This is a genomic window from Halorubrum sp. SD626R (assembly GCF_001261915.1).
Lineage (GTDB): Archaea > Halobacteriota > Halobacteria > Halobacteriales > Haloferacaceae > Halorubrum.
Window position 1 is genome coordinate 21,576 of record NZ_CVRT01000078.1, and the last position, 23,765, is coordinate 45,340.

The 23,765-nt window shown below is 71.0% G+C and carries 27 protein-coding genes and 1 tRNA gene; 14 read left to right on the forward strand and 14 right to left on the reverse strand.

Translation table 11 applies throughout. The features are described from left to right. Nucleotides 1-3: 3 nt before the first annotated feature. Both SD626R_RS08670 and SD626R_RS08675 read right to left on the reverse strand, forming a co-directional pair. Complete coding sequence (locus tag SD626R_RS08670) at nucleotides 4-432, reverse strand: dCTP deaminase/dUTPase family protein (RefSeq protein ID WP_092565734.1); 429 nt, start codon at nucleotides 430-432, stop codon at nucleotides 4-6. Nucleotides 433-526: 94 nt separating this feature from the next. Continuing rightward, a tRNA-Val gene (locus SD626R_RS08675) sits at nucleotides 527-601 on the reverse strand. A 204-nt stretch (nucleotides 602-805) separates the two neighbouring features. On the opposite strand from SD626R_RS08675, the gene SD626R_RS08680 reads away from it, so the two are divergent. Further along, nucleotides 806-1,927 carry a M24 family metallopeptidase gene (locus SD626R_RS08680; protein WP_092565736.1) on the forward strand — a complete coding sequence of 374 codons (1,122 nt, stop codon included), beginning with the start codon at nucleotides 806-808 and terminating at the stop codon, nucleotides 1,925-1,927. Between the two features lie 38 nt (nucleotides 1,928-1,965). On the opposite strand, the gene SD626R_RS08685 is transcribed toward SD626R_RS08680, so the two are convergent. The 6 genes from SD626R_RS08685 to SD626R_RS08710 are packed head-to-tail and all read right to left on the reverse strand — an operon-like array spanning nucleotide 1,966 to nucleotide 6,576. Further along, nucleotides 1,966-3,345: an NAD(P)/FAD-dependent oxidoreductase gene (locus SD626R_RS08685; protein ID WP_092565738.1), complete on the reverse strand. Its 1,380-nt coding sequence runs from the start codon at nucleotides 3,343-3,345 to the stop codon at nucleotides 1,966-1,968. Between the two features lie 56 nt (nucleotides 3,346-3,401). After that, the gene (locus SD626R_RS08690; protein ID WP_092565740.1) at nucleotides 3,402-4,310 is read right to left on the reverse strand and encodes a glycerophosphodiester phosphodiesterase; all 909 of its coding nucleotides are present in this window, start codon (nucleotides 4,308-4,310) and stop codon (nucleotides 3,402-3,404) included. Next, a complete protein-coding gene (locus tag SD626R_RS08695; RefSeq protein ID WP_092565742.1) occupies nucleotides 4,307-4,531 on the reverse strand; it encodes a hypothetical protein in 225 nt (74 codons plus the stop codon). The genes SD626R_RS08690 and SD626R_RS08695 overlap by 4 nt, the downstream gene beginning before the upstream one ends. A 38-nt stretch (nucleotides 4,532-4,569) precedes the next feature. After that, on the reverse strand, nucleotides 4,570-5,235 hold the full coding sequence (locus SD626R_RS08700) for a cytochrome c biogenesis protein CcdA (protein WP_092565744.1): 666 nt from the start codon (nucleotides 5,233-5,235) through the stop codon (nucleotides 4,570-4,572). Nucleotides 5,236-5,275: 40 nt separating this feature from the next. Next, nucleotides 5,276-5,821: a TlpA family protein disulfide reductase gene (locus SD626R_RS08705; RefSeq protein WP_092565746.1), complete on the reverse strand. Its 546-nt coding sequence runs from the start codon at nucleotides 5,819-5,821 to the stop codon at nucleotides 5,276-5,278. Continuing rightward, nucleotides 5,818-6,576 (reverse strand): SCO family protein, encoded by a 759-nt coding sequence (locus tag SD626R_RS08710; RefSeq protein WP_092565748.1) that lies wholly within the window; start codon nucleotides 6,574-6,576, stop codon nucleotides 5,818-5,820. The genes SD626R_RS08705 and SD626R_RS08710 overlap by 4 nt, the downstream gene beginning before the upstream one ends. A gap of 198 nt (nucleotides 6,577-6,774) precedes the next feature. Here SD626R_RS08710 and SD626R_RS08715 point away from each other — a divergent pair, with 198 nt between their 5' ends. Further along, nucleotides 6,775-6,981, forward strand: coding sequence for a cold-shock protein (locus tag SD626R_RS08715; RefSeq protein ID WP_004046191.1), 207 nt, complete (start codon nucleotides 6,775-6,777; stop codon nucleotides 6,979-6,981). Between the two features lie 184 nt (nucleotides 6,982-7,165). Then, on the forward strand, nucleotides 7,166-7,873 hold the full coding sequence (radB, locus tag SD626R_RS08720; RefSeq protein WP_092565750.1) for a DNA repair and recombination protein RadB: 708 nt from the start codon (nucleotides 7,166-7,168) through the stop codon (nucleotides 7,871-7,873). A gap of 63 nt (nucleotides 7,874-7,936) precedes the next feature. Here the strand turns inward: radB and SD626R_RS08725 are convergent, their stop codons facing one another. Continuing rightward, nucleotides 7,937-9,076, reverse strand: coding sequence for a CBS domain-containing protein (locus SD626R_RS08725; RefSeq protein WP_092565752.1), 1,140 nt, complete (start codon nucleotides 9,074-9,076; stop codon nucleotides 7,937-7,939). A 123-nt stretch (nucleotides 9,077-9,199) separates the two neighbouring features. On the opposite strand from SD626R_RS08725, the gene SD626R_RS16820 reads away from it, so the two are divergent. The 3 genes from SD626R_RS16820 to SD626R_RS08735 all read left to right on the forward strand — a co-directional run bounded on the left by SD626R_RS16820 (nucleotide 9,200) and on the right by SD626R_RS08735 (nucleotide 10,911). Then, nucleotides 9,200-9,340, forward strand: a complete 141-nt coding sequence (locus SD626R_RS16820) for a hypothetical protein (RefSeq protein ID WP_176697301.1) — start codon at nucleotides 9,200-9,202, stop codon at nucleotides 9,338-9,340. Nucleotides 9,341-9,392: 52 nt separating this feature from the next. Further along, nucleotides 9,393-10,082, forward strand: a complete 690-nt coding sequence (locus SD626R_RS08730; RefSeq protein WP_092565754.1) for an HAD family hydrolase — start codon at nucleotides 9,393-9,395, stop codon at nucleotides 10,080-10,082. A 91-nt stretch (nucleotides 10,083-10,173) separates the two neighbouring features. Continuing rightward, nucleotides 10,174-10,911, forward strand: coding sequence for a hypothetical protein (locus tag SD626R_RS08735; RefSeq protein WP_092565756.1), 738 nt, complete (start codon nucleotides 10,174-10,176; stop codon nucleotides 10,909-10,911). A 60-nt stretch (nucleotides 10,912-10,971) separates the two neighbouring features. Here SD626R_RS08735 and SD626R_RS08740 read toward each other — a convergent pair whose 3' ends face one another. Then, entirely contained in the window at nucleotides 10,972-11,520 is a 549-nt protein-coding gene (locus SD626R_RS08740; RefSeq protein ID WP_092565758.1) for a hypothetical protein, read from the reverse strand. 264 nt (nucleotides 11,521-11,784) lie between these two features. Here SD626R_RS08740 and SD626R_RS08745 point away from each other — a divergent pair, with 264 nt between their 5' ends. Beyond that, nucleotides 11,785-12,744 (forward strand): tetrahydrofolate dehydrogenase/cyclohydrolase catalytic domain-containing protein, encoded by a 960-nt coding sequence (locus SD626R_RS08745; RefSeq protein WP_092565760.1) that lies wholly within the window; start codon nucleotides 11,785-11,787, stop codon nucleotides 12,742-12,744. Between the two features lie 450 nt (nucleotides 12,745-13,194). Here the strand turns inward: SD626R_RS08745 and SD626R_RS08750 are convergent, their stop codons facing one another. Continuing rightward, on the reverse strand, nucleotides 13,195-14,631 hold the full coding sequence (locus tag SD626R_RS08750; protein ID WP_092565762.1) for a bifunctional metallophosphatase/5'-nucleotidase: 1,437 nt from the start codon (nucleotides 14,629-14,631) through the stop codon (nucleotides 13,195-13,197). Between the two features lie 297 nt (nucleotides 14,632-14,928). On the opposite strand from SD626R_RS08750, the gene rpl7ae reads away from it, so the two are divergent. From rpl7ae to ndk, 4 genes are read left to right on the forward strand one after another with little or no spacing between them, the layout of a single operon-like run. Further along, nucleotides 14,929-15,291 carry a 50S ribosomal protein L7Ae gene (gene rpl7ae / locus SD626R_RS08755; protein ID WP_092565764.1) on the forward strand — a complete coding sequence of 121 codons (363 nt, stop codon included), beginning with the start codon at nucleotides 14,929-14,931 and terminating at the stop codon, nucleotides 15,289-15,291. A gap of 6 nt (nucleotides 15,292-15,297) precedes the next feature. Next, nucleotides 15,298-15,522, forward strand: a complete 225-nt coding sequence (locus SD626R_RS08760; RefSeq protein WP_004046478.1) for a 30S ribosomal protein S28e — start codon at nucleotides 15,298-15,300, stop codon at nucleotides 15,520-15,522. Nucleotides 15,523-15,525: 3 nt separating this feature from the next. Next, nucleotides 15,526-15,714, forward strand: coding sequence for a 50S ribosomal protein L24e (locus SD626R_RS08765; RefSeq protein WP_092565766.1), 189 nt, complete (start codon nucleotides 15,526-15,528; stop codon nucleotides 15,712-15,714). Beyond that, a complete protein-coding gene (gene ndk / locus SD626R_RS08770) occupies nucleotides 15,715-16,194 on the forward strand; it encodes a nucleoside-diphosphate kinase (protein ID WP_092565768.1) in 480 nt (159 codons plus the stop codon). It abuts the gene before it with no gap. A gap of 147 nt (nucleotides 16,195-16,341) precedes the next feature. On the opposite strand, the gene SD626R_RS08775 is transcribed toward ndk, so the two are convergent. Together SD626R_RS08775 and SD626R_RS17230 are read right to left on the reverse strand one after the other, a co-directional pair. Next, complete coding sequence (locus SD626R_RS08775) at nucleotides 16,342-17,619, reverse strand: outer membrane protein assembly factor BamB family protein (RefSeq protein WP_092565770.1); 1,278 nt, start codon at nucleotides 17,617-17,619, stop codon at nucleotides 16,342-16,344. Between the two features lie 67 nt (nucleotides 17,620-17,686). Beyond that, a complete protein-coding gene (locus SD626R_RS17230) occupies nucleotides 17,687-17,821 on the reverse strand; it encodes a hypothetical protein (protein WP_255310128.1) in 135 nt (44 codons plus the stop codon). Nucleotides 17,822-17,959: 138 nt separating this feature from the next. Here SD626R_RS17230 and SD626R_RS08780 point away from each other — a divergent pair, with 138 nt between their 5' ends. Then, nucleotides 17,960-18,445, forward strand: coding sequence for an Lrp/AsnC family transcriptional regulator (locus SD626R_RS08780; protein WP_092565772.1), 486 nt, complete (start codon nucleotides 17,960-17,962; stop codon nucleotides 18,443-18,445). A gap of 53 nt (nucleotides 18,446-18,498) precedes the next feature. Here the strand turns inward: SD626R_RS08780 and SD626R_RS08785 are convergent, their stop codons facing one another. Beyond that, the gene (locus SD626R_RS08785; protein ID WP_092565774.1) at nucleotides 18,499-19,515 is read right to left on the reverse strand and encodes an amidohydrolase family protein; all 1,017 of its coding nucleotides are present in this window, start codon (nucleotides 19,513-19,515) and stop codon (nucleotides 18,499-18,501) included. A gap of 285 nt (nucleotides 19,516-19,800) precedes the next feature. Here SD626R_RS08785 and SD626R_RS08790 point away from each other — a divergent pair, with 285 nt between their 5' ends. Next, complete coding sequence (locus tag SD626R_RS08790) at nucleotides 19,801-21,288, forward strand: proton-conducting transporter transmembrane domain-containing protein (RefSeq protein WP_092565775.1); 1,488 nt, start codon at nucleotides 19,801-19,803, stop codon at nucleotides 21,286-21,288. Next, complete coding sequence (locus SD626R_RS08795; RefSeq protein WP_092565777.1) at nucleotides 21,278-23,731, forward strand: DUF2309 domain-containing protein; 2,454 nt, start codon at nucleotides 21,278-21,280, stop codon at nucleotides 23,729-23,731. Before SD626R_RS08790 ends, SD626R_RS08795 begins: the two co-directional genes overlap by 11 nt. Nucleotides 23,732-23,765 lie beyond the last annotated feature (34 nt).

Below are 23,765 nucleotides of genomic sequence, written 5' to 3' on the forward strand. Positions count from 1 at the left end.
GACTCAGGCCGGATCGATGTCTACGACGGTCGATATCCGCGCGTTCTCCTTGATCCGGATCCCGGCGCCGCCGACCGACAGCGGGACTCGGGGGAGTTCCGCGACGCGAAGCGTCGGATGGAAGGCCCCTCGCTCCAGCAGCGCGTCCCGCGTCTGGACGGTGAACCGCAGGTCGCTCCCGGAGATCGACTCGTTGTACTCGACGAGGTACGTGCCCGGGTCGAGCGACCACCACCCGTACTCGTCGTCCGGATCGCGCATCTCCCGCTCGTGCGGTTCGGTGGCGGCGGCTTCCAGCTCGCCCCCGCCGAAGTCGACGCGCCCCGCCCCGGTCATCTCGTACACCTCGGCGACGGTGAGGTCGACGCCACTCCCTTCGGTCTGCGTCGGTTCGTGGACGAGTCCGTCGATGTGGGTCGCGTACGGTGACATCGGCGGACGCCTTACCGGCGAAGCAACGTAAAATCACGCGGCGTTTGGGGTGAGGGACCTTCGCCGTCGCTCGCGGTTGCGGCGTCGACAGAAATGGGTTGGGGCGGATTTGAACCGCCGGCCTCCTCCATGTCAAGGAGGTGTCATAACCGGACTAGACTACCAACCCGAGGGGGCTTACTGACGCGTCTCGTCGTTTCCGGGGGACGTAATTGAACCTTTCGTTTCGACCGGCGACGACGTGGCGCGGTCCCCCGATCGGCGGTCGCTCGCGTGCGGCGCCCGGCGTCGCGGGACGCCGACTCTCGACGCCGACGCGATCGCTGCGGTCGGCTTTCGACCGGTTTTACTGGGTCGACGAGAATCGGTGGGTATGGCCGATCTCGCCCCCCGCACCGACAGGCTCGACGCGTACCTCGACGAGCGCGGGCTCGAAGCGGTCTGGTTCGCCAGGCCGAACGGCTTCGCGTGGCTCACCGGCGGCGACAACGTCGTCGACGCCGAGACCGACGTCGGGGTCGCCGCCGCCGGCTACGACGGCGCGCTCCGCGTTATCACGGACACCATCGAGGCGGAGCGGCTCGCCGACGAGGAGCTCCCGGACGCGTTCGCGGTGGAGTCGTTCCCGTGGCACGCCGACTCCTTGGCGGGCGCCGTCGCCGAGCGCTCGCCCGCCCCCGCGGCCGCCGACTTCGACGTGCCGGGCTTCGAGCGCGTCGACGCGAGCCGGCTCCGTCAGCCGCTTACCGACGACGACGTCGAGCGCTACCGGGAGCTGGGCCGCGAGGCCGCCGCCGCCGTCGAGACCGTCTGCCGCAACCTCGAACCCGAGGACCCCGAGTACGAGGTCGCCGCCGGGATCGACATCTCGCTCGCCTCCCGCGGCGTCGACACCCCGGTCGTGCTCGTCGGCGGCGCGGAGCGCGCCCAGCGGTACCGCCACTACACGCCGAGCGACGCGGCGCTCGGCGACTACGCGCTCGTCTCCGTCACCGCCGAGCGGGCCGGCCTCCACGCCTCCCTGACCCGCACGGTCGCGTTCGACGCGCCCGACTGGCTGGAGGAGCGGCACCGAGCCGCGGCCCGCGTCGAGGCGACCGCGCTCGCGGCGACCGAGGCCGCCGCGATCGGAGAGCTGACCGGAACGGACGGCCCGGACACCGCGGGCGACGTCTTCGACGCGATCCGCGAGGCGTACGACGCCGTCGGATTCCACGACGAGTGGCGAGCGCATCACCAGGGCGGCGCCGCGGGGTTCGCGGGCCGCGAGTGGCTCGCCACGCCCGGGAGCGAGGAGCCGGTTCGACAGCCGATGGGCTACGCGTGGAACCCGACCGTGCAGGGCGCGAAGAGCGAGGACACCCACCTCGTCGCGCCCGACTTCACCGAGCGACTGACGAAGACGGGGCAGTGGCCGACCCACGAGGTGGAGCCGGTCCCGGTCGAGGGGATCTCGACGGAGCCGCGGGAGCTGTCGGCGCCAGTGATCCGGTAGACCGCCTCGTCGTCCGCGACGCCCCGGGTCGCGGACGCTCAGTAGACGTACTCGCGCTCGTCGATGCCGACGTACTCCCGCCCGACGCGCCGCTTGTTCCACTTGTAGCCGAGCATGAGCTTCAGCGACTCCCAGCCGGAGCGGTACGGCTGCGAGAGGAGCCCGTCGCCGGCCTCGGCCGCCAGCATGGCGTCGGCGGCGCCGATGATCCGGTTCCAGTCGTCCGGGTCGTAGTCGGCGACCATGTCGGCCATGGTCACGTTGCGGACGACCTCGTCGCCGATCGCCTCCTTCCAGCGCCGGTTGTAGGGGGCCATGTCGCCCGCGGCGGCCAGCTCGCCCGCGATGGCGCCGGTGCGGACCGCGACGTGGTCGCCGCCCTCGTGGAAGGCGGAGGTCGTCCCCATCGCGCCGCCGACGACGGCGACGCCGGCCTCGGTCGGCGAGTCGATCGGCCGCGTCGAGGAGATCGGATACGTCTCGGTCCCGCCGCGCTTGCCCGCGTCCTCGACGATCGGGAAGTCCTCCTCGACGTCGTACTCGTCGCCGTACTGCCACTCCAGGAGGCGTCGGATGTACTCGCCGCCCTGCGGGATCGACTCGTCGTCGGGCTCCAGCAGGGCGTACGCCTCCCGGTCGAAGTCGTCGACGTCGAGGCCGATCGGCATCGTCAGCCCGACGCGGCAGACGCGGTCGTCGTTCGGGAAGATCCACGGGTACGCCGTCTCGCCGGGCATCACGCCCCACCAGAAGACGAGCGCGTCGTTCACATCCTCGTACACGTCCGCCGGGACCCGGCGGTACTCCTGGTAGGCGATGTGGTTCGCCGTCCGCGAGGCGAGCCGGTCGGAGGCGGCCGCGTCCGCGGGGAGATACTCGTCGAGCACCTTGTTCGTCACCGTTCGCTGGGGGCCGTCGGCGAGCACGAGGAAGTCGGCCCCGACCGACTCGCCCGAGGCCAGCTCGACGGCGTGGCGGGGGTCGTCGCCGCCGGGCGAGCCGGTGTCGACGCCGCGGACGGAGACGCCCGCGCGGTACTCCGCCCCGGCGTCCTCGGCGCGCTCGCGGAGCCAGTCGTCGAAGCGCGCCCGCTGGAAGGTGTAGCCGAACTTGTCGTACGACGACTCGATCCCGGTGGAGGTGAGCGTCGCCGCCTCGTCCGGCCCGCGGAACTCCGCGCGGGTCAGCTCCCGCTGGACGACGCCGTCGTCGAACTCGTCGGGGTGGATCCCCATGATGTCGACCCAGTAATCCAAGATCCCCGCGGCGTCCGTCGAGTCGGGGCCGAGCCGGTCGCGATCGGCCCGCGGCACCCCCTTCTCCAGGACGAGGGCGTCGGCACCGCCGACCGCGGCCGCGTGCGCTGCGGCGGCGCCGGCCGGGCCGCCCCCCACGATAGCGACGTCTACGCGTTCCATATCCCGTGAGGTCACCCTCCGGCTATTAAATTCACGGTCCCCGACCGGACGACCGTTCAGCCGCGCAGGACCGCGGAGTAATCGGCGATGATCCCGTCGACGCCGGCCGCCGCGAGCCGGTCGGCCTCGTACCACGTCTCGACGGTCCAGACGTTCACCGCGACGCCCGCCTCGCGCGCCGCGGCGAGGACGTCGATCCCGCCGGTCGCCGCCGGGTCGCCGTCGGGGGCGCCGAAGCGCTCGGCGTCGAAGAACGGGGTGCCCCGGATCGCGTCGATCGGAGGGTGAACCGCGACCGCGTCGTGCTCGCGGGCGATCGCGACCCCGTCCGCGATCGACTCGGACACCAGCGGGGCGACCGCCGTCGCCGACAGCGCGCGGACCGCCGCGAGCGCCCCCTCGCAGAACGACGAGAACAGGAGGTCGTTCTCGCGCCCCTCGGCGACGTCGAGGACGCGCTCGACGAACGGCCGCCAGGCGGCCGTCCGCTCCGCGAGCGCGTCGCCCGCGAGCTTCTCGTCGGGACGGAGGTCCCACCGCCCCGGGTTCTTGAGCTCGACGTTCACGTCGACATCCGGCGGAACGGCGTCGAGCACGTCGACGAGGAGCGGAACGGTCGCCCCGCTGTCGAGCACCTCGGCGTCGGTGACGGTCGCGGTGTCGGTCTCCCAGACGACGCCGCTCGCGTCGGTGAGCCCGCGTCCGCCGCGGCCCGAGAGCGCCGCGTCGTGGATCACGACCGGGTCGCCGTCGGCGGTGGGCATCGCGTCGACCTCGACCCAGTCGGCCCGGCGCCCGGCCGCGGGAACGCGGCGGCTTCCCGTCCCGCCCGTCGAGTCCTCTCCCCTCGCGACCCCTGCGGCCCGCTCGACGGCCGGGACGGTGTTCTCGGGGTTCTCACCGGCGAACCCGCGGTGCGCGATCAGGGTCGGGGCGGAATCAGCCTGATCGGTCCGGTCAGTCATATCGCCTCCAGCACCGCGTCGACGGCGACGCCGACCGCCTCGGTGACGACGGTCTTGATCTGCGCGAAGAGGCCGCTCGATTCCGCGTCGTCGTCCTCGCCGCCGTTATCGCCCCTCCCGCCGTCGTCTTCGCCCGGTGGGTCTCGAACGAGACACCCGGCGTCGACGGGGAGCGCCGATCCGCCGCTGCCGCTGAGATACCGCCGTCGCGTGTGATGCATGCGGCCACTCAGGACGCCGACGGGCATAGTCGTGCCCGTCAGTAGACGACGAGCGAGAGGTACAGCTGGCCGACGCCGGCGACCACCATCACCGCGCCGGCGACCCGCTTCAGCGTTCCGGCGTGGGCCATCACCCGGTTGGCGTTGCCGATCAGCCCCACGCCCGTCGCGACGGTGGTCGCCGCCATCAGGAGCGCGACGACCCCGGCGTACACCGAGAGGACGACGAGGGCGGCGTCGCTGGGGAGCGCGATGGCGCGCGCCACGACGGCGAGGAAGACGGGGGCGACGCAACCCGCGCCCGCGAGCGCGTATCCCGCGCCGAACAGCCCGAAGCCGAGGACGCTCGACCGCCGCTTCGGCAGCGAGAGCGAGAGCGACGGCGCCCGTCCGGCGACGACGAGCAGGCCGAAGACGACGAGCAGCCCCCCGACGAGCGTCTCGAAGACGGCGATGTTCGAGAGCGTCGCCCGACCGACACGGACCGTCGCGCCCGCGAGCAGCGCGAACGTCGCCAGCACGCCGACCGCGGCCGCGATGCCGCGCACCCCGGCACCGGTCACCGAGGCCTCGTCGGCGTCGACGGAGTTCACGTAGAAGCCGACGTACCCCGGTAACAGGGGGTACGCGCACGGCGAGAAGAACGTCGCCACCCCCGCGGTCACCGCGAACGGGACGTTGGTCGCGAGCGAGACCCCGGTCATCGGTCGACTCGTCGGTTCACGGATCGGTCGACTCGCCGCCTCATCCGTCGAGCGCCCTCTCGATCCCCTCGACGAACTCCTCCGTCGTGTGAGTTCCGGACGTCGCCCAGCGGACACGCCCCGTGGCGTCGATGGCGCGGGCGCTCGGGAAGCCGTTGATACTCAGTCGCGTGAAGAGTTCGGCGGCGACGTCGGCCGCGACGAGCCAGTCGCCGTCGTGCTCGCGCCACCAGTCCGCGACCGCTTCCTCGCTGACCGCACCGCCGACGTCCTCGGTCGTCACCGAGACGAACCGCACCTCGTCGCCGAGCCGGTCGTGCGCCTCGGCGAGCGCCGGCATCTGCTCGGCGCAGGGCGGGCACCACGTCCCGAAGAAGTCGACGAACGTGGCCCGACCGTCGGCGGGGACCGTCACCTCGCCGTCGCGGCTCCCGGGAGCCGCGACGGTCGGTAGCGTCGTCGGCTCGACCGGCTCCGAGCCGTCGCCGAATCCCAGCCCGTCCGGCACGCTCCCCGTCGCGACGGCGCCCGCCCCGCCGAGGACGCCGACGCTCGCGACCCCGGCCAGCAGGTGCCGCCGCCTCACGCCGTGACCACCCGCTGGACGTCGTCGACGAGCCGTTCGACCTCGGTCTGCGGCCCCCTCGGGTACGCGCGCTCGACGATCCCCCGCTTGTTCGCGAGGATGATGAGCCCGTAGTGCGGGAACCGGTACTCCAGGTTCTCGATGTCCTCGGCCGGCTGCTTCTCGATGACGAGTCCGAACTTCTCGTCGTGTATCTCCTGGGCCCGCTCGTAGCTCTCCGGGCGGAGGAAGTGCCAGTTCCCCGCGTCGAGGTCGACGCCCTGCTGCGCGGCGTACCCCCGGAGCGCCTCGGCGGTGTCGCGCTCGGGGTCGAACGTGATTGGGAGGAACGCGACCTCGTCGCCGTACGCCTCCGGGCCAATGACGTCCCGGATCTCCGACGGGAGGAACGGGTACTTCGGATTCCTTCCGGTCGGGTCGGCGGCGACGGCCTGCGCGCGTCGCAGCCGGAGGATGAGCGCGGGACAGACCCCGTCCGGGCAGTTCGTGTAAAACGAGGTCCACAGCACCGCGCGCTCGCCCTCGAAGTCGGAGACGGTGACCTCCTCGTCCGCGATCGGGTCGGGGACGGTGAAGTCGGGCATCTCCTCCCCGTAGCTCGGGAAAGACGCCTCGCTCAGGTCCCGCTCCGGCGGGCCGAGGACGGTCCCCTCGGCGCCACCGGTGCCGAGGACGCCGAGACAGCCCGCGGTGCCGACGGCCGCGCTAACGCCGGTCCCGGCCGCGAGCGAGCGCATGAAGGTGCGACGGTCCATCTGTTGTCGACACCTACGTCCTCGCGCGTAAATGAACCCCGCGACTGGTCGCACCGCGCGGTGACGGTCGAGATCGCGCCGGAACCGCCGTCCTCGGAAGGTTCTCCCGAGACGAACCCGACCGACGGCCCCCGCGACGGTCGTGGTACCACGACCCTCGCAAGCGTTATCCCCCAAACGCCTGTACGTTTGGTTGCAATGGCAAACGGTAAGGTTGACTTCTTCAACGACACTGGCGGCTACGGTTTCATTTCGACTGACGACGGCGATCTCGACGACGACGAGGACGTGTTCTTCCACATGGAAGACGTCGGCGGCCCGGACCTCGAAGAGGGTCAGGAGGTCGAGTTCGACATCGAGTCGTCCCCCAAGGGACCCCGCGCGACGAACCTGACGCGCAACTAACGATTCTACCGCGGACGCCGCGTCCGCACGCACTACCGGACCCCGTCGCCGGTCACCGCGACCGGCGACCGTTCCGTTCTTTCGCGCTTATTTCGCCCGCTGAGCGACGCGCTCGGCTACCTCGATACCTCCGCCGACGCCGCGATCGACCGTTTAAATACGAGCGGGGGCAACGCCCCTTCTAGTGAGCGATCCGATCCCGACCGGCTGTCGGCCGGTCGACGACCTGTTGGGCGGCGGCTTCGAGCGCGGGGTCGTCACCCAGCTGTACGGCCCCCCGGCGGCCGGGAAGACGAACCTCGCGCTGGCCGCGGCGGTCGAGGTCGCCGGCGGCGGCGACCGCGCCCTCTATATCGACACCGAGGGGCTCTCGATCGACCGGTTCGAGCAGCTGGCCGCGGGCCGGGCCGACGACCCCGGCGTCGACGACACGGTCGAGGAGATCGCGTCGCGGCTGGTGATCTCGGAGGCGTACGACTTCGACGACCAGCGCGAGGCGGTCCGCGACGCCGAGGAGCTCGCCGAGGAGATCGAGCTGATCGTGTTGGACTCCGCGACCGGCTTCTACCGACTGGAGCGCGCCGGCGACACCGAGGGCGGCGAGTCCCTCCGGAAGGTCGCCAAGCAGGTGACGCATCTCCTCTCTTTGGCCCGCCGTCACGACGTCGCCGTCGTGATCACGAACCAGGTGTTCACCGACCCCGACTCCGACCGCGACCGGGCGCTCGGCGGCAACACCCTCAACCACTGGACCGGTGCAATCGTCCGCGTCGACCGGTTCCGCGGCGGGAACCGCCGGGCAACGCTGGAGAAGCACCGCTCGAAGCCCGCGGGCGACTCCGCCACCTTCCGGATCGTCGCCGACGGGCTCGCCGAGGGCGCGGAGACGTAACGAGTCGGAGAACGTGAGAAAAGCGGCCGGAACCGCCGAGAGTCGTCCGTCTCTCCTCCCGGCTCAGAGCTCGCCGAGCTTGCGGAGGAGCTGGCCGCGGTACTCCTCGTCGGCGTTGACGCCCTTGATCTCCAAGACGTTGCGCTCCAGCTTGTCGAGCGCGACGTGGAAGGCGTGTTCGGCGCCGTACCCCTCGCCGGAGCCGCCGACCTGCCCCTCGTTGGTGCGGAGGCGGATCTGACACTGGATCAGGGGGGTGCCGCGGAGCTTCTCCTTGTGCGCGTGGAGCCGGACGTGCGCGTGGATGACGTGCATGTCCGCGTACTTGTCCGCGACCTGCTCGATCGACTCGACGATGTGCTCGCGGGAGGTCGTGTCCAGCAGGTCGACGTTGGTGATCTGGACGTCCATCGAGTCCTCCTCGGTGAACGTGAGCGCGCGGAGCACGTCGGTCTTCGTCACCATCCCGGCGACGGTGTCGGCGCCGTCGGGCGTGACGACGAGCCCGGAGACCTCGTTGTCGAACATGCGTTGCACGACGGCCTGCGCGGTCTCGTCGGCGGTCGCGGTGACGACGGGGTCCGACATGATGTCGTAGACGGGGATGTCGAGCATCCGGTCGATGTCGCCGGCGCGGTCGCCGCTCCCCTGGCGCTCGTGGTCGCGGACGACGAACTCGACGATGTCGTTGGTGGTGACGACGCCGACGAGCGTCCCGTCCTCGTCGAGCGCCGGGAGCCGGGAGATCCCGTTCTCGCGGAGGAGATTGATCGCGCGGCCGACGCTGTCCTTCTCGCTGATCCCGATAACGTCCTCCGTCGCGATCTGCCCGACGGTGATCGCGTCGAGGCTGTCGAGGACGGCCTCGAGGATCTGGTCGACCGTGACGATCCCGTAGAGCTTCTCTCCCTCGTAGACGGGGGCGATCTTCACGTCGCCCTCGACGAGGAGGCGGGCCGTCTCCCGCACGTCCTCGTGGCGGTCGACGGAGGGCGCGGGCTTCATGACGGCCGACACCTTCGTGTCGTCCTCCATGCGCGAGCGCATGAGCTGTTTCTCCCCGACCACGCCGACGTACTCGCCGTCGTCGGTGACGACGATCCCCTTCGGGTTCTCGCGCTCGAAGATGGACCGAACCTTTGCGAGTCGCTCATCGACGTCGACCTCGACGTACTCCGGCACCGCGATATCAACGATATTCATGGTCCAACCTTCGGGTTCGTCGCGCCGGGTATTGAAAGTGCGGGAGGCGTATTCGTCAATGAGATCGGGGCCGGGGACCGCACGCGGCTCAACACCTTTCCGTTCGGACGACGAGGGTGTGGTATGCGATCGTCCGCGGCGCTCATCGCGATCGGCCTCCTCCTCATCGTGATCCCGCTCCCGGTCCCGATCCCGTTCATCGGCCTGTTCGTCGGGACGATCCTCCTGCTCGTCGGTCTCGCGCTCAGGCTGTTCGGTGCGTGAGTCGCACGGGGTCGGTGAAACCTTTTTGCCGGTTACCCACCGAGAGGTGGCCGTGTACGACGCCGTCGTCCTCGACAAGGACGGGGTGCTCGTCGGGCGGACGCCGTTCGACACGCTCCGGGAGGCCGCCTGGGACGCGTTCGTGAGCCTCGGCGTCGAGGACCCCGACCTCGCCCACGTCGACGACGTCGCCGTCGGCGTCGACCCGGCGACCCTGACAGACATCTGCGAGCGCTACGGCATGGAGCCGGCGGAGTTCTGGCGCGTCCGCGACGAGATGGCCGCGACCGCGCAGATCGACGCCGCCCGGAAGGGCCGGAAGACGCCGTACGAGGACGTGGACGCGCTCCGGTACCTCGACGCCCCGCTCGCCGTGGTCTCGTCGAACCAGCAGGCGACCGTCGACGCCGTCCTCGACCACTTCGGGCTCGCCGGGCGGTTCGAGGTCGCGTACGGGCGCGAGCCGTCGATCGCCAGCCTCTCGCGCAAGAAGCCGTCGCCGTACTACCTCGAACGCGCCTTAGAGGACCTCGGCGCCGAGACGGCGCTGTTCGTCGGCGACAACGAGTCGGACGTGCTCGCCGCCGACAACGCCGGCATCGACTCCGCGTTCGTCCGGCGCCCGCATCGCCGCTCCGCGGAGCTCTCCTGCCAGCCGACGTACGAGATCGACGACCTCCACGACCTCGTGAGCATCTGCGGGCGGGCGCCCGTCGACCCGGACGCGGACGGCGGTGGCTGACGGCGTCGAGCCCGTCGGAACCGTCCGGTTCGCCTGAACCGCCGCCCCGAAAATCACAACCACTATCCGGATCGTGGCCGAGCCACCGCTCGTGCACTCGCCCTCCACGAGTCCGGACGCCGACGCCCGGCGCTCGGACGTGCGGTCGATCGCGAAGCGGTATCACCGAGTCGAGCGCGCCGTCGGCTGGCTCCTCGCGCTGGCCGCGGCCGGGACGTTCCTCCTCGCGTTCGCGCTCGCCGACCTCGTCCCGGCGCTGGCGCTGGCCGCGGCCATCGTCGTCGCGTTCCGCGCTCCGGTCCTGCGACGGCGCGGGGCGACGAGGCTCCGGACCGACGCGGCGCCCGAAGCCGTGATCGAGGCGTTCACGTCGGCGACCCCGCCGGTACTCGCGTTCCAGTGGGGCACCGCGGACGAGGTTCGTCCGGCGTCGGACGGGGTGGACGCGACGTACGAGCACTCCGCGCTCCTCGGCCTTCGGACCTATTCGCTGGCGGTCGAGACCGAAGTCGACGAGACGCGAGAAGCGGACGAGACGGGGGAAGGGGACGCGGTCGCCGGCGCGGACGACGGCACAGGTAGTCCGGTCGCCCGCGTTCGCATCGAGGGCACGCTCGACGGTCGGCCCTGGGGCGCTTACTCGGTCGCGGTCCGGAGAGCGGGCGACGGGGAGCCGGGCGAGACGGTCCTCGACGTCGAGCTGCTCCCGCGGCGCCGGTTCGGACTCCGCAGCGTTCCGCAGGCGCTCGTCACCGACGCGTACTACGTCGACGTGTTCGCGGCGCAGGGGTACGAGATCGTCGACCGCGACGTGTCGTTCGGGGTCTAGCGCCGGCTCTCGACTCGACCGAGGGCGCCACGCGAGCGGGCCGATCGGGAGGGGACGGGGTCACGCGAGCAGCTCGGTCTTCGGGGCGTCGACAGCGGTCCGAGAGACCGCCTCGTCCCCTTCGATACCCCGGAGATCGACGCCCCGGAGTCGGAGGGCGACCGCCGCGTCGGACCGCTCTTCGTCGTCGCGGGGACGGACCGTCTCCGTCTCGCGCTCGTCGTCGTCATCGCGGTAGACGACCTCGATCTCGCCCTCGTCGAAGCCGACGTGCTCGACGTCGCGCAGCGGGACCGTCGCCGTCCGCTCGCGGGCCACCGACGTGGCGACGCCGCCGACCGCCGTGATCAGGCCAATCAGGCCGAGAGCGGTCTGTGCGCTGCCGCCGCCCCGCAGGAGCCACTCGACCGCCGGGGGAACGACCATCGCGACGGCGCCGATCCCGGTCCAGCCGACGTCGCGGAGGGCCGACGGGACGCGGCCGGCGGCGAGCGCTCTGCCCGACTCGGCGACGGTTTGCGCGAGGCCGCGCCGAATTCGGAGCTCGTCGGGGGCGACGCGGACGCCCCCCCGAACCGTGGCGAACGACCACGTTCCCGAGCGGCTCATCGGTCGAACGAGCCGGTCGCGGCCGCCGGCTGACCCGGTGTCGGGAACATCGATCGCGGCGTGACGGCGGGTCGACGGCGACTGCGGGGGACGAGACGAAGCGACATGGAGGGATGTCGGAATTTCTCCCTCGAACCTATTAAATCGTCGAGGTGAGCCGCCGGCTCCGAGAGGATTCAGGTTCGTGTATAAAAACGGCTCTCCGATCACCGAGATCGACACGATCCCGCGTCGCTTTTGTATCGCCTCGCCCTCGGTTTCGGTATGACTGAGACCACGGACGGGCCGGACGACGACCCCGACGACCCGGGTAACGCGGGCAGCGTGGACGCGACGACGATCATCGACGGCGAGGCCGTCGCGGCCGACGTGCGCGCCGACGTGACCTCCCACGTCGAGACGCTGGAGGCGGCGGGCGTGACCCCGGGGCTGGCGACCGTGTTGATGAGCGACGACCCGGCCAGCGAGACGTACGTCTCGATGAAGCAGCGGGACTGCGAGGAGGTCGGCATCGAGAGCGTCCACGTCGAGATCGACGCCGACGCGCCCGCCGAGGAGCTGTACGACGCCATCGACGACCTCAACGGGCGCGACGACGTCCACGGAATCTTAGTCCAGCTCCCCGTTCCGGACCACGTCGACAGGCGGAGCGTCCTCCGGCGGATCGACCCCGAGAAGGACGTGGACGGCTTCCACCCGGAGAACGTCGGCCGGCTCGTCGCGGGCGACGCCCGGTTCAAGCCCTGCACCCCGCACGGCGTGCAGAAGCTCCTCGCGGCGTACGACGTGGAGACGGAGGGCGCCGACGCGGTCGTGGTCGGCCGGTCAGACATCGTCGGGAAGCCGATGGCGAACCTCCTGATCCAGAAGTCGCCGACGGGCAACGCCACGACGACCGTCTGTCACTCCCGGACCGAGAACTTGGAGGGAAAGCTCGCGGCCGCCGACATCGTGGTCGCCGCCGCCGGCATCCCGGAGTTCGTCGACGGCTCGATGCTGCAAGACGGGGCGACCGTGATCGACGTGGGGATCAACCGGGTCGACGCGGACACCGAGAAGGGGTACGAGCTCGTCGGCGACGTGGAGTACGAGTCCGCGAAGGATGTCGCGGAGGCTATTACGCCGGTTCCTGGTGGGGTGGGGCCGATGACGCGCGCGATGCTGCTCTACAACACCGTGAAGGCGGCCGGACTCCGGCACGACGTTGACGTGAATCTGGACTGAGACTGCGAAGCGGCAGATTCGGCCGGTTCGCTCGCGGTTGACGTTTATAAATAGTCGAACAATCGTTTATATACTGTTGCTGCTAGATCGGCGGTGAACACTTCCAAAGCCCCAGCCGCTCGTTTATAAATAGTTGGTGACGGATCGACGACGGAGACCTCCAAAGCCCCAGCCGCGAGGCGGGCGCACGCTCGCTGCGCTCCTCAGTCGCTCACTTCGTTCGCTCCTTACGGTGCTTACGTCGCCTGCGCCCGCCTCGCGGCTGCCCCTTTGAGCCCCGCCCGACCGCGACCGCACGGCACCTCACGCCTCCCCAGCCTCGTCGGTGACCCTCCGCTTCGCTCCGGGCCACCGACTCCCTCGCGCGTGCGGTTCGCGGCCTATCGGCCGCTCACCGGCACGCGCCACCGCGTCTATTTATAAGTAAGCGATCGTCGCCGCGACTCCCGTTTAGTCGTCGTCGCCCGCGACGGCGCGGTTCCGGATCTCGATCCGGTCCTCGATCTCCGGGTCGATCCCGTGTTCGCGGGCGTAGGCGGCGAGCACCTCGTACTGGATGTCGGCCTCGTCGATCCGGTGGCGCTGCGCCAGCGTCGGGTACTCGTGCTCGGAGTGGAGCAGGTACTCGGAGACGGCGACGGTGTAGCGCGCCTCGGGGTCGATCGGCTCGCCGCCGACGGTGGCCTCTAGGATGAGTTCGGCGTCGTCGTCCCAGACGACCCGGGCGTTCGAGACGTGGCCGTGCCACCAGTCGTCCTCGCCGAAGTCGACGTCGGGCGCGGCCATCTCGCGGAAGACGTCGTGCAGCTCCGCCCCGGTGACCGACGCGAGCGCGACGGGCTCCTCGAACGGGATCAGGCTGATCAGGTCGGCCTTCGTCACCTCGTCGTGCCACGGGTCGCCCTGTCTGAGTCCGCCGGCGTTCGAGAGCCCCACGTCGGCGTCGTGGGCCCACCGGAACGCGTCCGCGACGAAGTTGCCGACGCGGCACTCGCCGCCGTGGACCACGTCGCCCGTGCGCTCGATCGGATCGTCAACGACGTCGACGGTCTCGTCGAGGTCGGCCGCGGCCATGCGCTCCGCGAGCGCGTCCGCCAGGCCGGGCGCGGGCGTCGCGCCCTCCGGCTCGTGGAGGGTCGCGTCGGGGATTGTGGAGTCCAGGTCGACCTCGACCACCGTCTCGCCGTTGACGCCCGGACGGACGAGTCGCGTCCCGGCGACGACCTCGTTGCGCCGGCTGTGGACGTGACCGCCGAGGATCGCGTCGACGTCGAGCGCCCGGGCGAGGTCGTCGTCGCCCGCGCCGAGGTGCGAGAGGACCACGGCGTGGTCGAGCGCGGCGGGTCCGTCGTCGGCCGCTCCCTCCCTGTCCCCCTCGCGCTCGGCGACCGCGGTCCGCATCTCGGCGAGCGCGTCGTGCGCGGCGGCGACCGGGTCGTCGAAGGAGAGGTCGGCGGCCATCGGATTCAGCGAGTCGGTCGCGGGGTCGGTGACGCCGACGAACCCGACCGTCTCGCCGCCGACTTCGCGGGTCGCCCACGGGACGACGCCCTCCTCGCGGCCGAAGGGCTCGCCCGCCTCGTCGCGGACGTTCGCGGAGACGAACGTCGCGGGCGCCTCGGCGACGAGCCCGCGGAGCGCGTCCGGCCCGTAGTCGAACTCGTGGTTGCCGAACGTGTCGAGGGAGGTGTCGGTGGCCTCGTAGAAGTCGGCGACCTGCCGCCCGCTCGCGACCAGCGAGAGGACGCCCGGCGCGGTCGTGTCGCCGGTGGCGACGACCGCGGCGTCGGGACCGGAGAGCGCCCGGATCCGGCCGGCGAGCCGGGCCGCCCGCTCGGGGGCGTCGAAGACGTTCTCGATGTCGGAGTAGTGGACGAGACGGACCATTCGATGTGGGAGAAGAGGAGCGAGCGAGGCTTAAAAAACGCGAAGTCCGCGTGAGGGTCGCCTTCGGGGCGGTGTAAGCGCCGTCGCGAGTCGGACGGGAGCGCCGTTACGGGTCCGGCGACGCCACCGTCCTCCACCCGTGACTCCCGATCGCACACGCGAGGGACATTGAAAGCGCTTTTATGGATGTCCGGACTACCTCGGGTCACAGCCTCTGTGGGGTTGATGATGTGCCGTGCCGTTAGGGACCGACCACGGTGCGAGCACGCGAGCCCGCGCGGAGGATAGGAGAAACATATGCCCGTTTACGTAGACTACGAAACCCCGGCGGACCTCGCCGAGCGATCGCTCGAAGCGCTCGAGGTCGCCCGAGACACAGGCACCGTGAAGAAAGGAACCAACGAGACGACCAAGGCCGTCGAGCGCGGCAACGCCGACCTCGTCATCGTCGCGGAGGACGTCTCCCCCGAGGAGATCGTCATGCACCTCCCCGAACTCGCCGACGAGAAGGGGATCCCGGTCGTCTTCGTCGACACCCAGGACGACGTCGGCCACGCCGCCGGCCTCGAAGTCGGCTCGGCCGCCGCCGCCGTCGTGGACGCCGGCGACGCCGAGGACGACGTCGAGGACATCGGCGAGAAGGTCGCGGAGCTCCGGTAACCACCCATGAGCGCAGAAGAGGGCACCGGCGACTCGACCACCGCCGAGGTGATCGAGGTCGTCGGCAAGACCGGGATGCACGGCGAGGCCATGCAGGTCAAGTGCCGCATCCAGGAGGGATCGAACCAGGGCCGGATCATCACCCGGAACGTCCTGGGCCCCGTCCGCATGGGCGACGTGCTCCAGCTCCGGGAGACCCAGCGCGACGCCGACTCCATCGGAGGGCGATAACCAATGGTCGAGACACGCACCTGCGACTACACCGGCGAGGAGATCGAGCCCGGCACGGGCACGATGTACGTCAAGAAGGACGGACAGATCCTCCACTTCGTCGACTCGAAGGCGGAGAAGAACTACTTCCTCGGCCGCGAGGCGCGCGACCTCGAATGGACCGAGGAGGGGCGCGACCACGGTGGGGAGTAGATGAGCCACCACGACGAGCGCACCTTCGTGATGGTCAAGCCGGACGGCGTCCAGCGCGGCCTCATCGGCGAGATCGTCTCCCGGTTCGAGGAGCGCGGTCTGAAGCTCGTCGGCGGGAAGTTCACCCGGATCGACGAGGAGCTCGCCCACGAGCACTACGGCGAACACGAGGGCAAGCCGTTCTTCGACGGCCTCGTCGACTTCATCACCTCCGGCCCCGTCTTCGCGATGGTGTGGGAGGGCGCGGACGCGACCCGACAGGTCCGCGCGATGGTCGGCGAGACCGACCCCGCCGAGTCCGCCCCGGGCACGATCCGCGGCGACCTCGGTCTCGACCTCGGTCACAACGTGATCCACGCGTCGGACCACGAGGACGAGGGCGCCAACGAGCGCGAGATCGACCTCTTCTTCGACGAGGACGAGCTCGTCGACTACGGCCTCGACACCGCGGCGTGGGTGTACGAGGACGAACAGCACTGAGTTCGCGGACCGCTTTTTCGCCGCTCTCGACGCCGACGCGACGCCGAGAGCGGCCGCTCCGGTGACACACCGCGTTTCCGGTGAAAAACCGTCCACGATACGGTTCCGTCTGGCGGTTTTCTGTCAGCGGGATTGATAAATTGCGGCTCAGTCGTCGAGCGCGACGACGCGGCCGTCCGCGGTGACGACGAGGACCTCGTCGCTCCCGTCGCCCGTCGCGTCCGCGAACAGCGGCCCCGCGTACACCACGGCGTCGCCGACGTCGCCCTGCGCGATCGCCTCGCCGTTGGCGTTCAGCGCGAGCGCGTCGCCGTCGCGGTTCACCGCGACGGGTCCGGGCTCGTCGGTCCCCGCGAAGCTTGCGACGCGCGGGGCGTTCACTCGCGTCTCCCCGCCGTACTGCTGTTTCCAAGCCACCTCGCCGTCGCGGAGGTCGACCGCCCAGACGCTGCCCGCCCCGCCGACGTAGATCCGACCGGGCGCCGCGTCGCCGACCGTCACGGGGAGGTCCTGGAGCCCGACCTCGAACCTCCCGGAGCCGTCGGCGAGGTCGACCGTCTGGAGGTTCCCGTTCGTCCCGCCGAGCGCGAGCGCCGGGCCGTCGGGGGTGTCGACCGCGGTCCACGTCAGCGGCGTGACCGCGGGCGTCTCGGTCCACCGCGCGTCGCCGCCCGCGTCGAGCAGTCGGATCGTCGTCTCGCTCTCGCCGACGCTCGCGACCGCGACGCCGCGGGGGTCCGCGCTCTCCGCTCCCTCGTCGGCCTCGAAGTCGGCGATCAGCGGGCGGCGATCGATCGAGGCGTCCAGCCCCCTCTCGAAGACGACGTCGCCGGCCGCGTCGACGGCGAGGACGGTCCCGTCGGTCGCGGCCGCGGCGACCTCCGCGTCGCCGTTGCCGTCGAGGTCGCCGATCGACGGCCGCAGCCCGCTCGGCCCGTCGAGGTCGGCGACGAACCGGGCCGAGCCGTCCTGCGCGTCGAGCACGACGAGCGAGCCCGACTCCGTCGTGAACGCGACGACCGAGTCGCCGCCGAGCCTCGCGGAGACGAGGCCGCTGATCCCGGGCGGGTCGCCGCTGCTATCCTCGGTTCCGGTATCGTTTCCGCCCTCGCCGTCCCCGCTCGCGAGGTCGCCCGCGGCGATCGCGGAGAGCGGCGTCCGCCACGCGACGTCGCCGCCGACCGCGGTCGCGCGGACGACCCGCTCGCCGTCGGCGGTCGTCGACTGGACGACGACCGAGTCGCCGGTCCTCGTCGCGACGACCGCGCCGCTTCCGTCGTCGCCGTCGACGGGCTCCGTTTCCCAGACGATCTCGGCGTCGACCGCGCCGCCGTCGACGCCGACGAACGCGAAGAGGGCGACCCCGACGCCGGTCGCGCCGCCGGCGAGGAGGATCAGGCTCGCGAAGAGGACGCGTCGGTCCATTACCGCCTCGTTCGGACGACGCGGGCATACGACTGTCGGATGCGGGCCGATCCCGTATCGCCGCCGGTCAGAGTACGAGCCCGATCGCCGAGACGACGAATCCGACGGCGAAGACCGCGAGCAGCGCGATCGTGGCCACGACCACCGCGGGCGCGAGCACCTCCTCGTCCTCGTCCAGCGTCATCTGTTCGATGTTTCGCATGGGATCGGCGTCGGCGCGACGGGGTTTGAACGCTTCGCTCGCGAGCGCGCCGGGGGACGCGCCCGAATCTCCGATGATTCGCGGCGAGCGCCCGAGAGACGTTAAAAAGTAAAGTAGCGGTGCCACGGATGGACCGACATGACCGACGCCGAGATCGACGACGTCGACGAGGCGATCCTGTACGCGCTTCAGGAGGACGCCCGGAACGCCTCGTCCGGGGACATCGCGGAGCGGACCGGGACCTCGGACAGCACCGTCCGCAAACGCATCCAGCGGCTCGAGTCCGACGGCGTGATCAAGGGGTACAGCGCCAGCGTGGACTACCAGCGCTCGGGGTATCCGCTCCGAATGCTGCTGTACTGTACCGCCTCGATCCCCGAGCGCGGAGACATCGTCGCCGACATCTTGGAGATAGACGGCGTCGTCTCGGTTCAGGAGCTGGTCACGGGCGAGCAGAACCTGCTCGTGACCGCGGTCGGAAAGACGGACGGCGACATCACCCCGGTCGCGCAGGCCCTCCTCGACATGGGGCTCACCGTCGCCGACGAGGTGCTCGTGCGGACCCACGAGACGACGCCGTTCGGCAAGTTCGACTCGGGGACCCGCGCGCCGGACGACGATTAAGCGAGGATCCGTTTCCTACGCGAGGACTCGCTTCCTACGCGAGGACTCGCTTCCTACGCGAGGACTCGTTTGACGTCCAGCGCGGTCGCGCGTCGAACGACCGCCCGCACCGGGTCGGCCGTCCCGGCCAGGTTGTCCGAGTCCCCGTCGAGCACGAGGAGCGCCGCCGGGCGACCGGGGGCGATGACGCCGCGGTCGAGTCCGACGGCCTCGGCGCCGGCCGCGGTCGCCATCCGCAGCACCTCCCGCGCGGTCACGTCGAACCGCTTCGCGGCGAACGACATCTCCCGGAACATCGACGGCGGGTTCAGCATCGCGTTGTCGGTCCCGAGCGCGACCGTCGCGTGATCGAGCAGTTCCCGTATCGGCGGGTCGCCGACGCCGAGGACGGCGTTCGCCCGCGGACAGACCGCGACCGGAACGGACCCCTCGGCGACCCGTTCGAGGTGGTCCCGCTCCGCGTGTACCATGTGTATCAGGAGGTCGGGGTCGAGGTCGAGCGCCGGGTGGATGTCGGTCGCGTCCGGTTCGCCGGCGTGGATGGCGAACGGGAGGCCGCGCTCCTCGCACGCGGCGCGCTCGTCGGTGAAGTCGGCGTCGTTCGCCCCGGAGGCGCCGTAGCCGTCGGCGACTTCGAGGACGGAGCGGTCACCGCTGCCGAAGACGAACGCGTCCACGTCCACGGGCGCCGCCGCGTCGCGGAGCGCGCGCGCTCCGTCGACCCCGAACTCGCGAAAGTCCAGGCACGAGAGCGTGCCGGTCCGCTCCATGAACCGCAGCGTGCGGCGCATCGCCGACACGAGGTCGGACCGGTCCGCGGCCGCCAGCCGCCGGTGTTTCAGGCTGTCCGGCGGGGCGACGGCGTCGTCGAGCGACAGCCCGACGGCCGCCTCCTTCGCCACGGAGTCGCCGAGGTGCGTGTGCGCGTTGACGAACGCCGGCAGCACGATGTCTGTCGACGCCGTGTCCGTCTCCTCGACGGCCTGAATCCGGCCGTCCGAGACGACGACGCGGCCGCGGATCGGCTCGAACGATCGCCCCGCGAGAACGGTTCCGGAGAGTTCGTCCATACCGGGACCGCGGGGCGGAGAACGATATGTTTTCCTACGGCAGGATATCGAACGATTCGGTCGTTCGGTACCGTTCGCGACCGAGCGACCGCCCCGCTATCGTTTCTCCGAAACTATAACGTTCTATAATCCATAATTTTCGAACGAATTGTGAACTTAGATAGATTTAATAGCCATTCTGTTCTCAAATCTGGTGACGAACGACCGGAAACGGACCCGGGCGCCCCTCGGTCGAACGGACCCGAGCGCCTCGGTCACCGAGACGGGTCGTCGGACGACTCAACGATGTCAGGACGCACACAGCAGCCGACGGTCGGACCGCTTCCGGAGGCGACGGCCGCTTCGTCGCCCGTACCCGCCGCGCTGACGTGGCTCGCGTGGTCGCTGTTCGCGGCGAGCGTCGCCGCCCTCGTCGCTCGCCTCCGACTCGACGGGGCGTGGGAGATCGCCGGCCTGGTCGCCGTGGACGGCCTGACCGTCCTGCTGTGGGTGGTGGTGACCTTCTTCAGCGGCGTCGTCCACAGCTACTCGCGCCGCTACATGGCGGGGGACGCCGACGAGACGCGCTTTTTCCTCCTGGTCTTCGGCTTCACCGTCGTCGTGATGGGGCTCGTGGCCGCCGATCACCTCGCCCTGTTCACCGCCCTGTGGCTGGCGATGGGGCTCGCGATGGCCGAGCTGATCGGTCTCGTCGACGGGTGGCGTCAGGCGCGTGTGGCCGCGGCGGTCGCCCGCAGGCACTTCCTCGCGAGCGGCGCGCTCCTCGCGGTCGCGGTGACGACGCTGTGGTGGTCCACGGGTGCGACGACGGTGTCGGGCGTCGCCGCGACCGCGGACGGCCTCGGCGGCGTCACGTGGCTCGTCGCCGCGGCCGCGCTCGTGCTCGCGGCGATGATCCAGTCCGCGCTCGTCCCGTTCCACGGCTGGCTGCTCTCGTCGATGACCGCCCCGACGCCGGCGTCGGCGCTGATGCACGCCGGGTTCGTCAACGCCGGCGGCGTCCTCCTGATCCGCTTCGCTCCCGTCGTGACCGCCGACGCCGCGCTCATGCTCGGCGTCGTGGTCGTCGGCGCGACGAGCGCCCTGTTCGGGAAGCTCCTCAAGACGGTCCAGTCGGACGTCAAGGGCGAACTGGGCTGCTCGACGGTCGGACAGATGGGGTTCATGATCATGCAGGCCGGCCTCGGCTTCTTCGGCGCCGCGATCACGCACCTGATCCTCCACGGATTTTATAAGGCGTACCATTTCCTCAGCGCGGGCGGAGAGGTCGAGCACACCGTTCCGACGGAGGCGGACCCCACGCCCGAAATGAGCGCCGTCGGAGCGGTCGTCGTACTGGCCACCGGCCTCGCCGGCGGCGCGCTGTTCGCGGTCCTCACCGGGAAGGGGACCGCTTTCGACAGCGGGCTCCTCCTCGCCGCCGTCGTCACGCTCACCACGCTGCACGCGGCTCGGAGCGCCGTCCGGCAGACCGGGCTGTCGACCGCGGTTCGGTACGCCGCGGTCCCGCTGTTGTTCTTCCCCGCCGTCGCCGGCTACGCGCTCGTCTACGAGGCCGTCTCCGTCGCGCTCGCCGGACTTCCGGTGGTCTCGGCCGCGACCGAACTGAGCGCCCTCCACGCGCTGGTCGCCGTCGCGTTCCTCGCCGCGTACGCCGCGATCGAGACCGGGGTCTACCGCCGGAGCGAGCGCCTCTACGTCGCGCTGTTGAACGCCGGACAGCCCGCTCCGAACACCGTGTTAACCGCCAGGGAGGAATACGATGAGTACTGAACGCGCCGTCCGCGATCGCATCGACGACGCGGCGAGCACCGTCGGGTCGGTCTGGCCGATCCACTCGTTCGTGACCGCCAACCCGCTCTCCGGCTTCGAGGACGTTCCGTTCATCGAGGCCGTCTCGAGGGCGTCGGACCGCTTCGGCGGCCGCGGCTACCCGCGGGCGGAGACGTTCCGGGCGGCCGTCGCCGACGGACGGATCGACCGGGAGTCGCTCGACGCGGAACTGACGGCGCGGGGGCTCGACGGCGATCCGGAGGCCCTGCTGGACCGGCTGGAGGCCGCGGACGCGACGGCGCGGGAGAGCGCCGCCGACGCGGCGAGCGGTCCCCGCGGCGTCGAACGCGTCGACCGGGTGCTGACGAAGTGGCTGTCCGCCTTCCTCGACGAGGGACGGGCGGGGTGGTCGATGCCGAACCGCGAGGCGGGGTTCTACGACGCCTTCCGGTCGGTGGCGGCGCACGACGATCGGATCCCGGAGGCGGGAGTCGTCGCCGACCTCCCCGCGTCGCCGGTCGAGGCCATCGGATCCGTGCTGAGGCCGTACCCGGAGGGGCGGTGGCGGGCGATCTTCGAGCGGGAGTTCGCCGCCCTGCCCGGGTGGACCGGGCTGATCAAGCGCCGCGCCGCCGACGGGGACGCGTGGCAGTCCGCCTACCCGATCACCCTCGAAGGCTACCTCGCGGTGCGCCTCGCGCTGGCGGACGCCTTCGACGTCGACCTCGCGCCGCCCGCCGACGAGGACGGGTCGGGGCCGGACGCGACCGACGAGATCGCCGACGCGTTCCTGAGCGCGTGGGAGGCGAGCTACCGCGCCGAGCTCGTCGACCGAGTGGCCGCGGAGAGCGAGGCCGAGGCCGCGACCGACGGCGACGAGTCCGGGCGCCCGGACGCGCAGTTGGTGTTCTGTATCGACACGCGCTCCGAGGTCATCCGCCGTCACGTCGAGACCGTCGGGGCGTACGAGACCCACGGCTACGCCGGGTTCTTCGGCGTTCCGATGGAGTACCGGGGCTACGACAGCGAGGTGACGGTCGACGCCTGTCCCCCGATCGTCGAGGCGCGACACCGGATCTCCGAGGTCCCGACCGACGACGAGACGCGGGCCGAACGCGATCGCCGGGCGGGGCTCCGCGAGGCGGCCGGCGAGGTCATCGAGACGCTGAAGTCGAACCCAGCCACCGCGTTCAGCTTCGTCGAGGCCGCCGGCGGCGGCTACGGGCTGGCGCTCGCGGCCCGCACGCTCGTTCCCGACCGGGTCGCCGGGCTGCTCGACGCCGCCGACGACGCGGTGCCCGACGACCACGAGTTCTGCGCGCCGGGGATCCGCGCTCGGGACGCGTCCGCGGGCGAACTCCCGGCGGGACTGACCCGCGAGGAGCGGGTCGAGTACGCCGCGACCGCCTTCGAGCTGATGGGGTGGGACGAGTTCGCTCGGCTCGTCGTGTTCACCGGTCACGCCGCCGAAACGGCGAACAACCCGTACGACTCCAGCCTGGACTGCGGCGCCTGCGCCGGCAACCCCGGCGGCCCGAACGCCCGCGTGCTCGCGGCCGTCTGCAACGACCCCGAGGTCCGCGCGGGCCTACGCGACCGCGGTTTCGACGTGCCCGAAGACACGGTCTTCCTCGCCGCCGAACACAACACGACGACCGACGAGATCGAGCTGTACGACGACGGGGTACCCGACTCGCACGCGGACGACCTCGACCGGCTGCGCGCGGACCTCGACACCGCCCGCGAGAACGCCGCCGCCGAGCGGATCGGGTCGACGAGCGGAGCGGGTTCGACGGCCGCGGGTGGTTCCGTCGGCGCGCGCGAGGCGGAGCGCCGCGCGGGCGACTGGGCCGAGACGCGCCCCGAGTGGGGGTTGGCCGGCAACGCCGGGTTCGTCGTCGGCCCCCAGGACCTGACGAGCGGTCTCGACCTCGACGGGCGCGCGTTCCTCCACTCGTACGACTGGTCGACCGACCCCGAGGGCGACGCGCTCGAAGCGATCCTCGCCGGACCGATGGTCGTCACGCAGTGGATCAACGCGCAGTACTACTTCTCGACGGTCGATAACGCCGTGTACGGCAGCGGGTCGAAGGTGACTCACAACCCGGTCGGGAACGTCGGCGTCTACCAGGGCAACGGCGGCGATCTGATGACGGGGCTCCCGCTCCAGTCGCTCGCGGCGGCCGACGGCGAACCGTACCACCAGCCGCTCCGCCTCTCGACGGTCGTCCACGCCCCGGTCGACCGCGTCGCCGAGGTGCTGGCCGACCACGCCGAGCTCGTCAGACTGCTCGACAACGACTGGCTCTCGCTCACGGTCGTGGACCCCACGCGGGACCACCGCGCGTTCCGCTACGAGGAGGGGCTCGAATGGACGCCGCCGTTCGATCGGGCCGGGGATCGGGAGACGACGCCGACCGTGCCGGTGGCCGAGGACGACTGACTCGGGTCCGCGGATGCGGAAGCTTCTTTTGGCT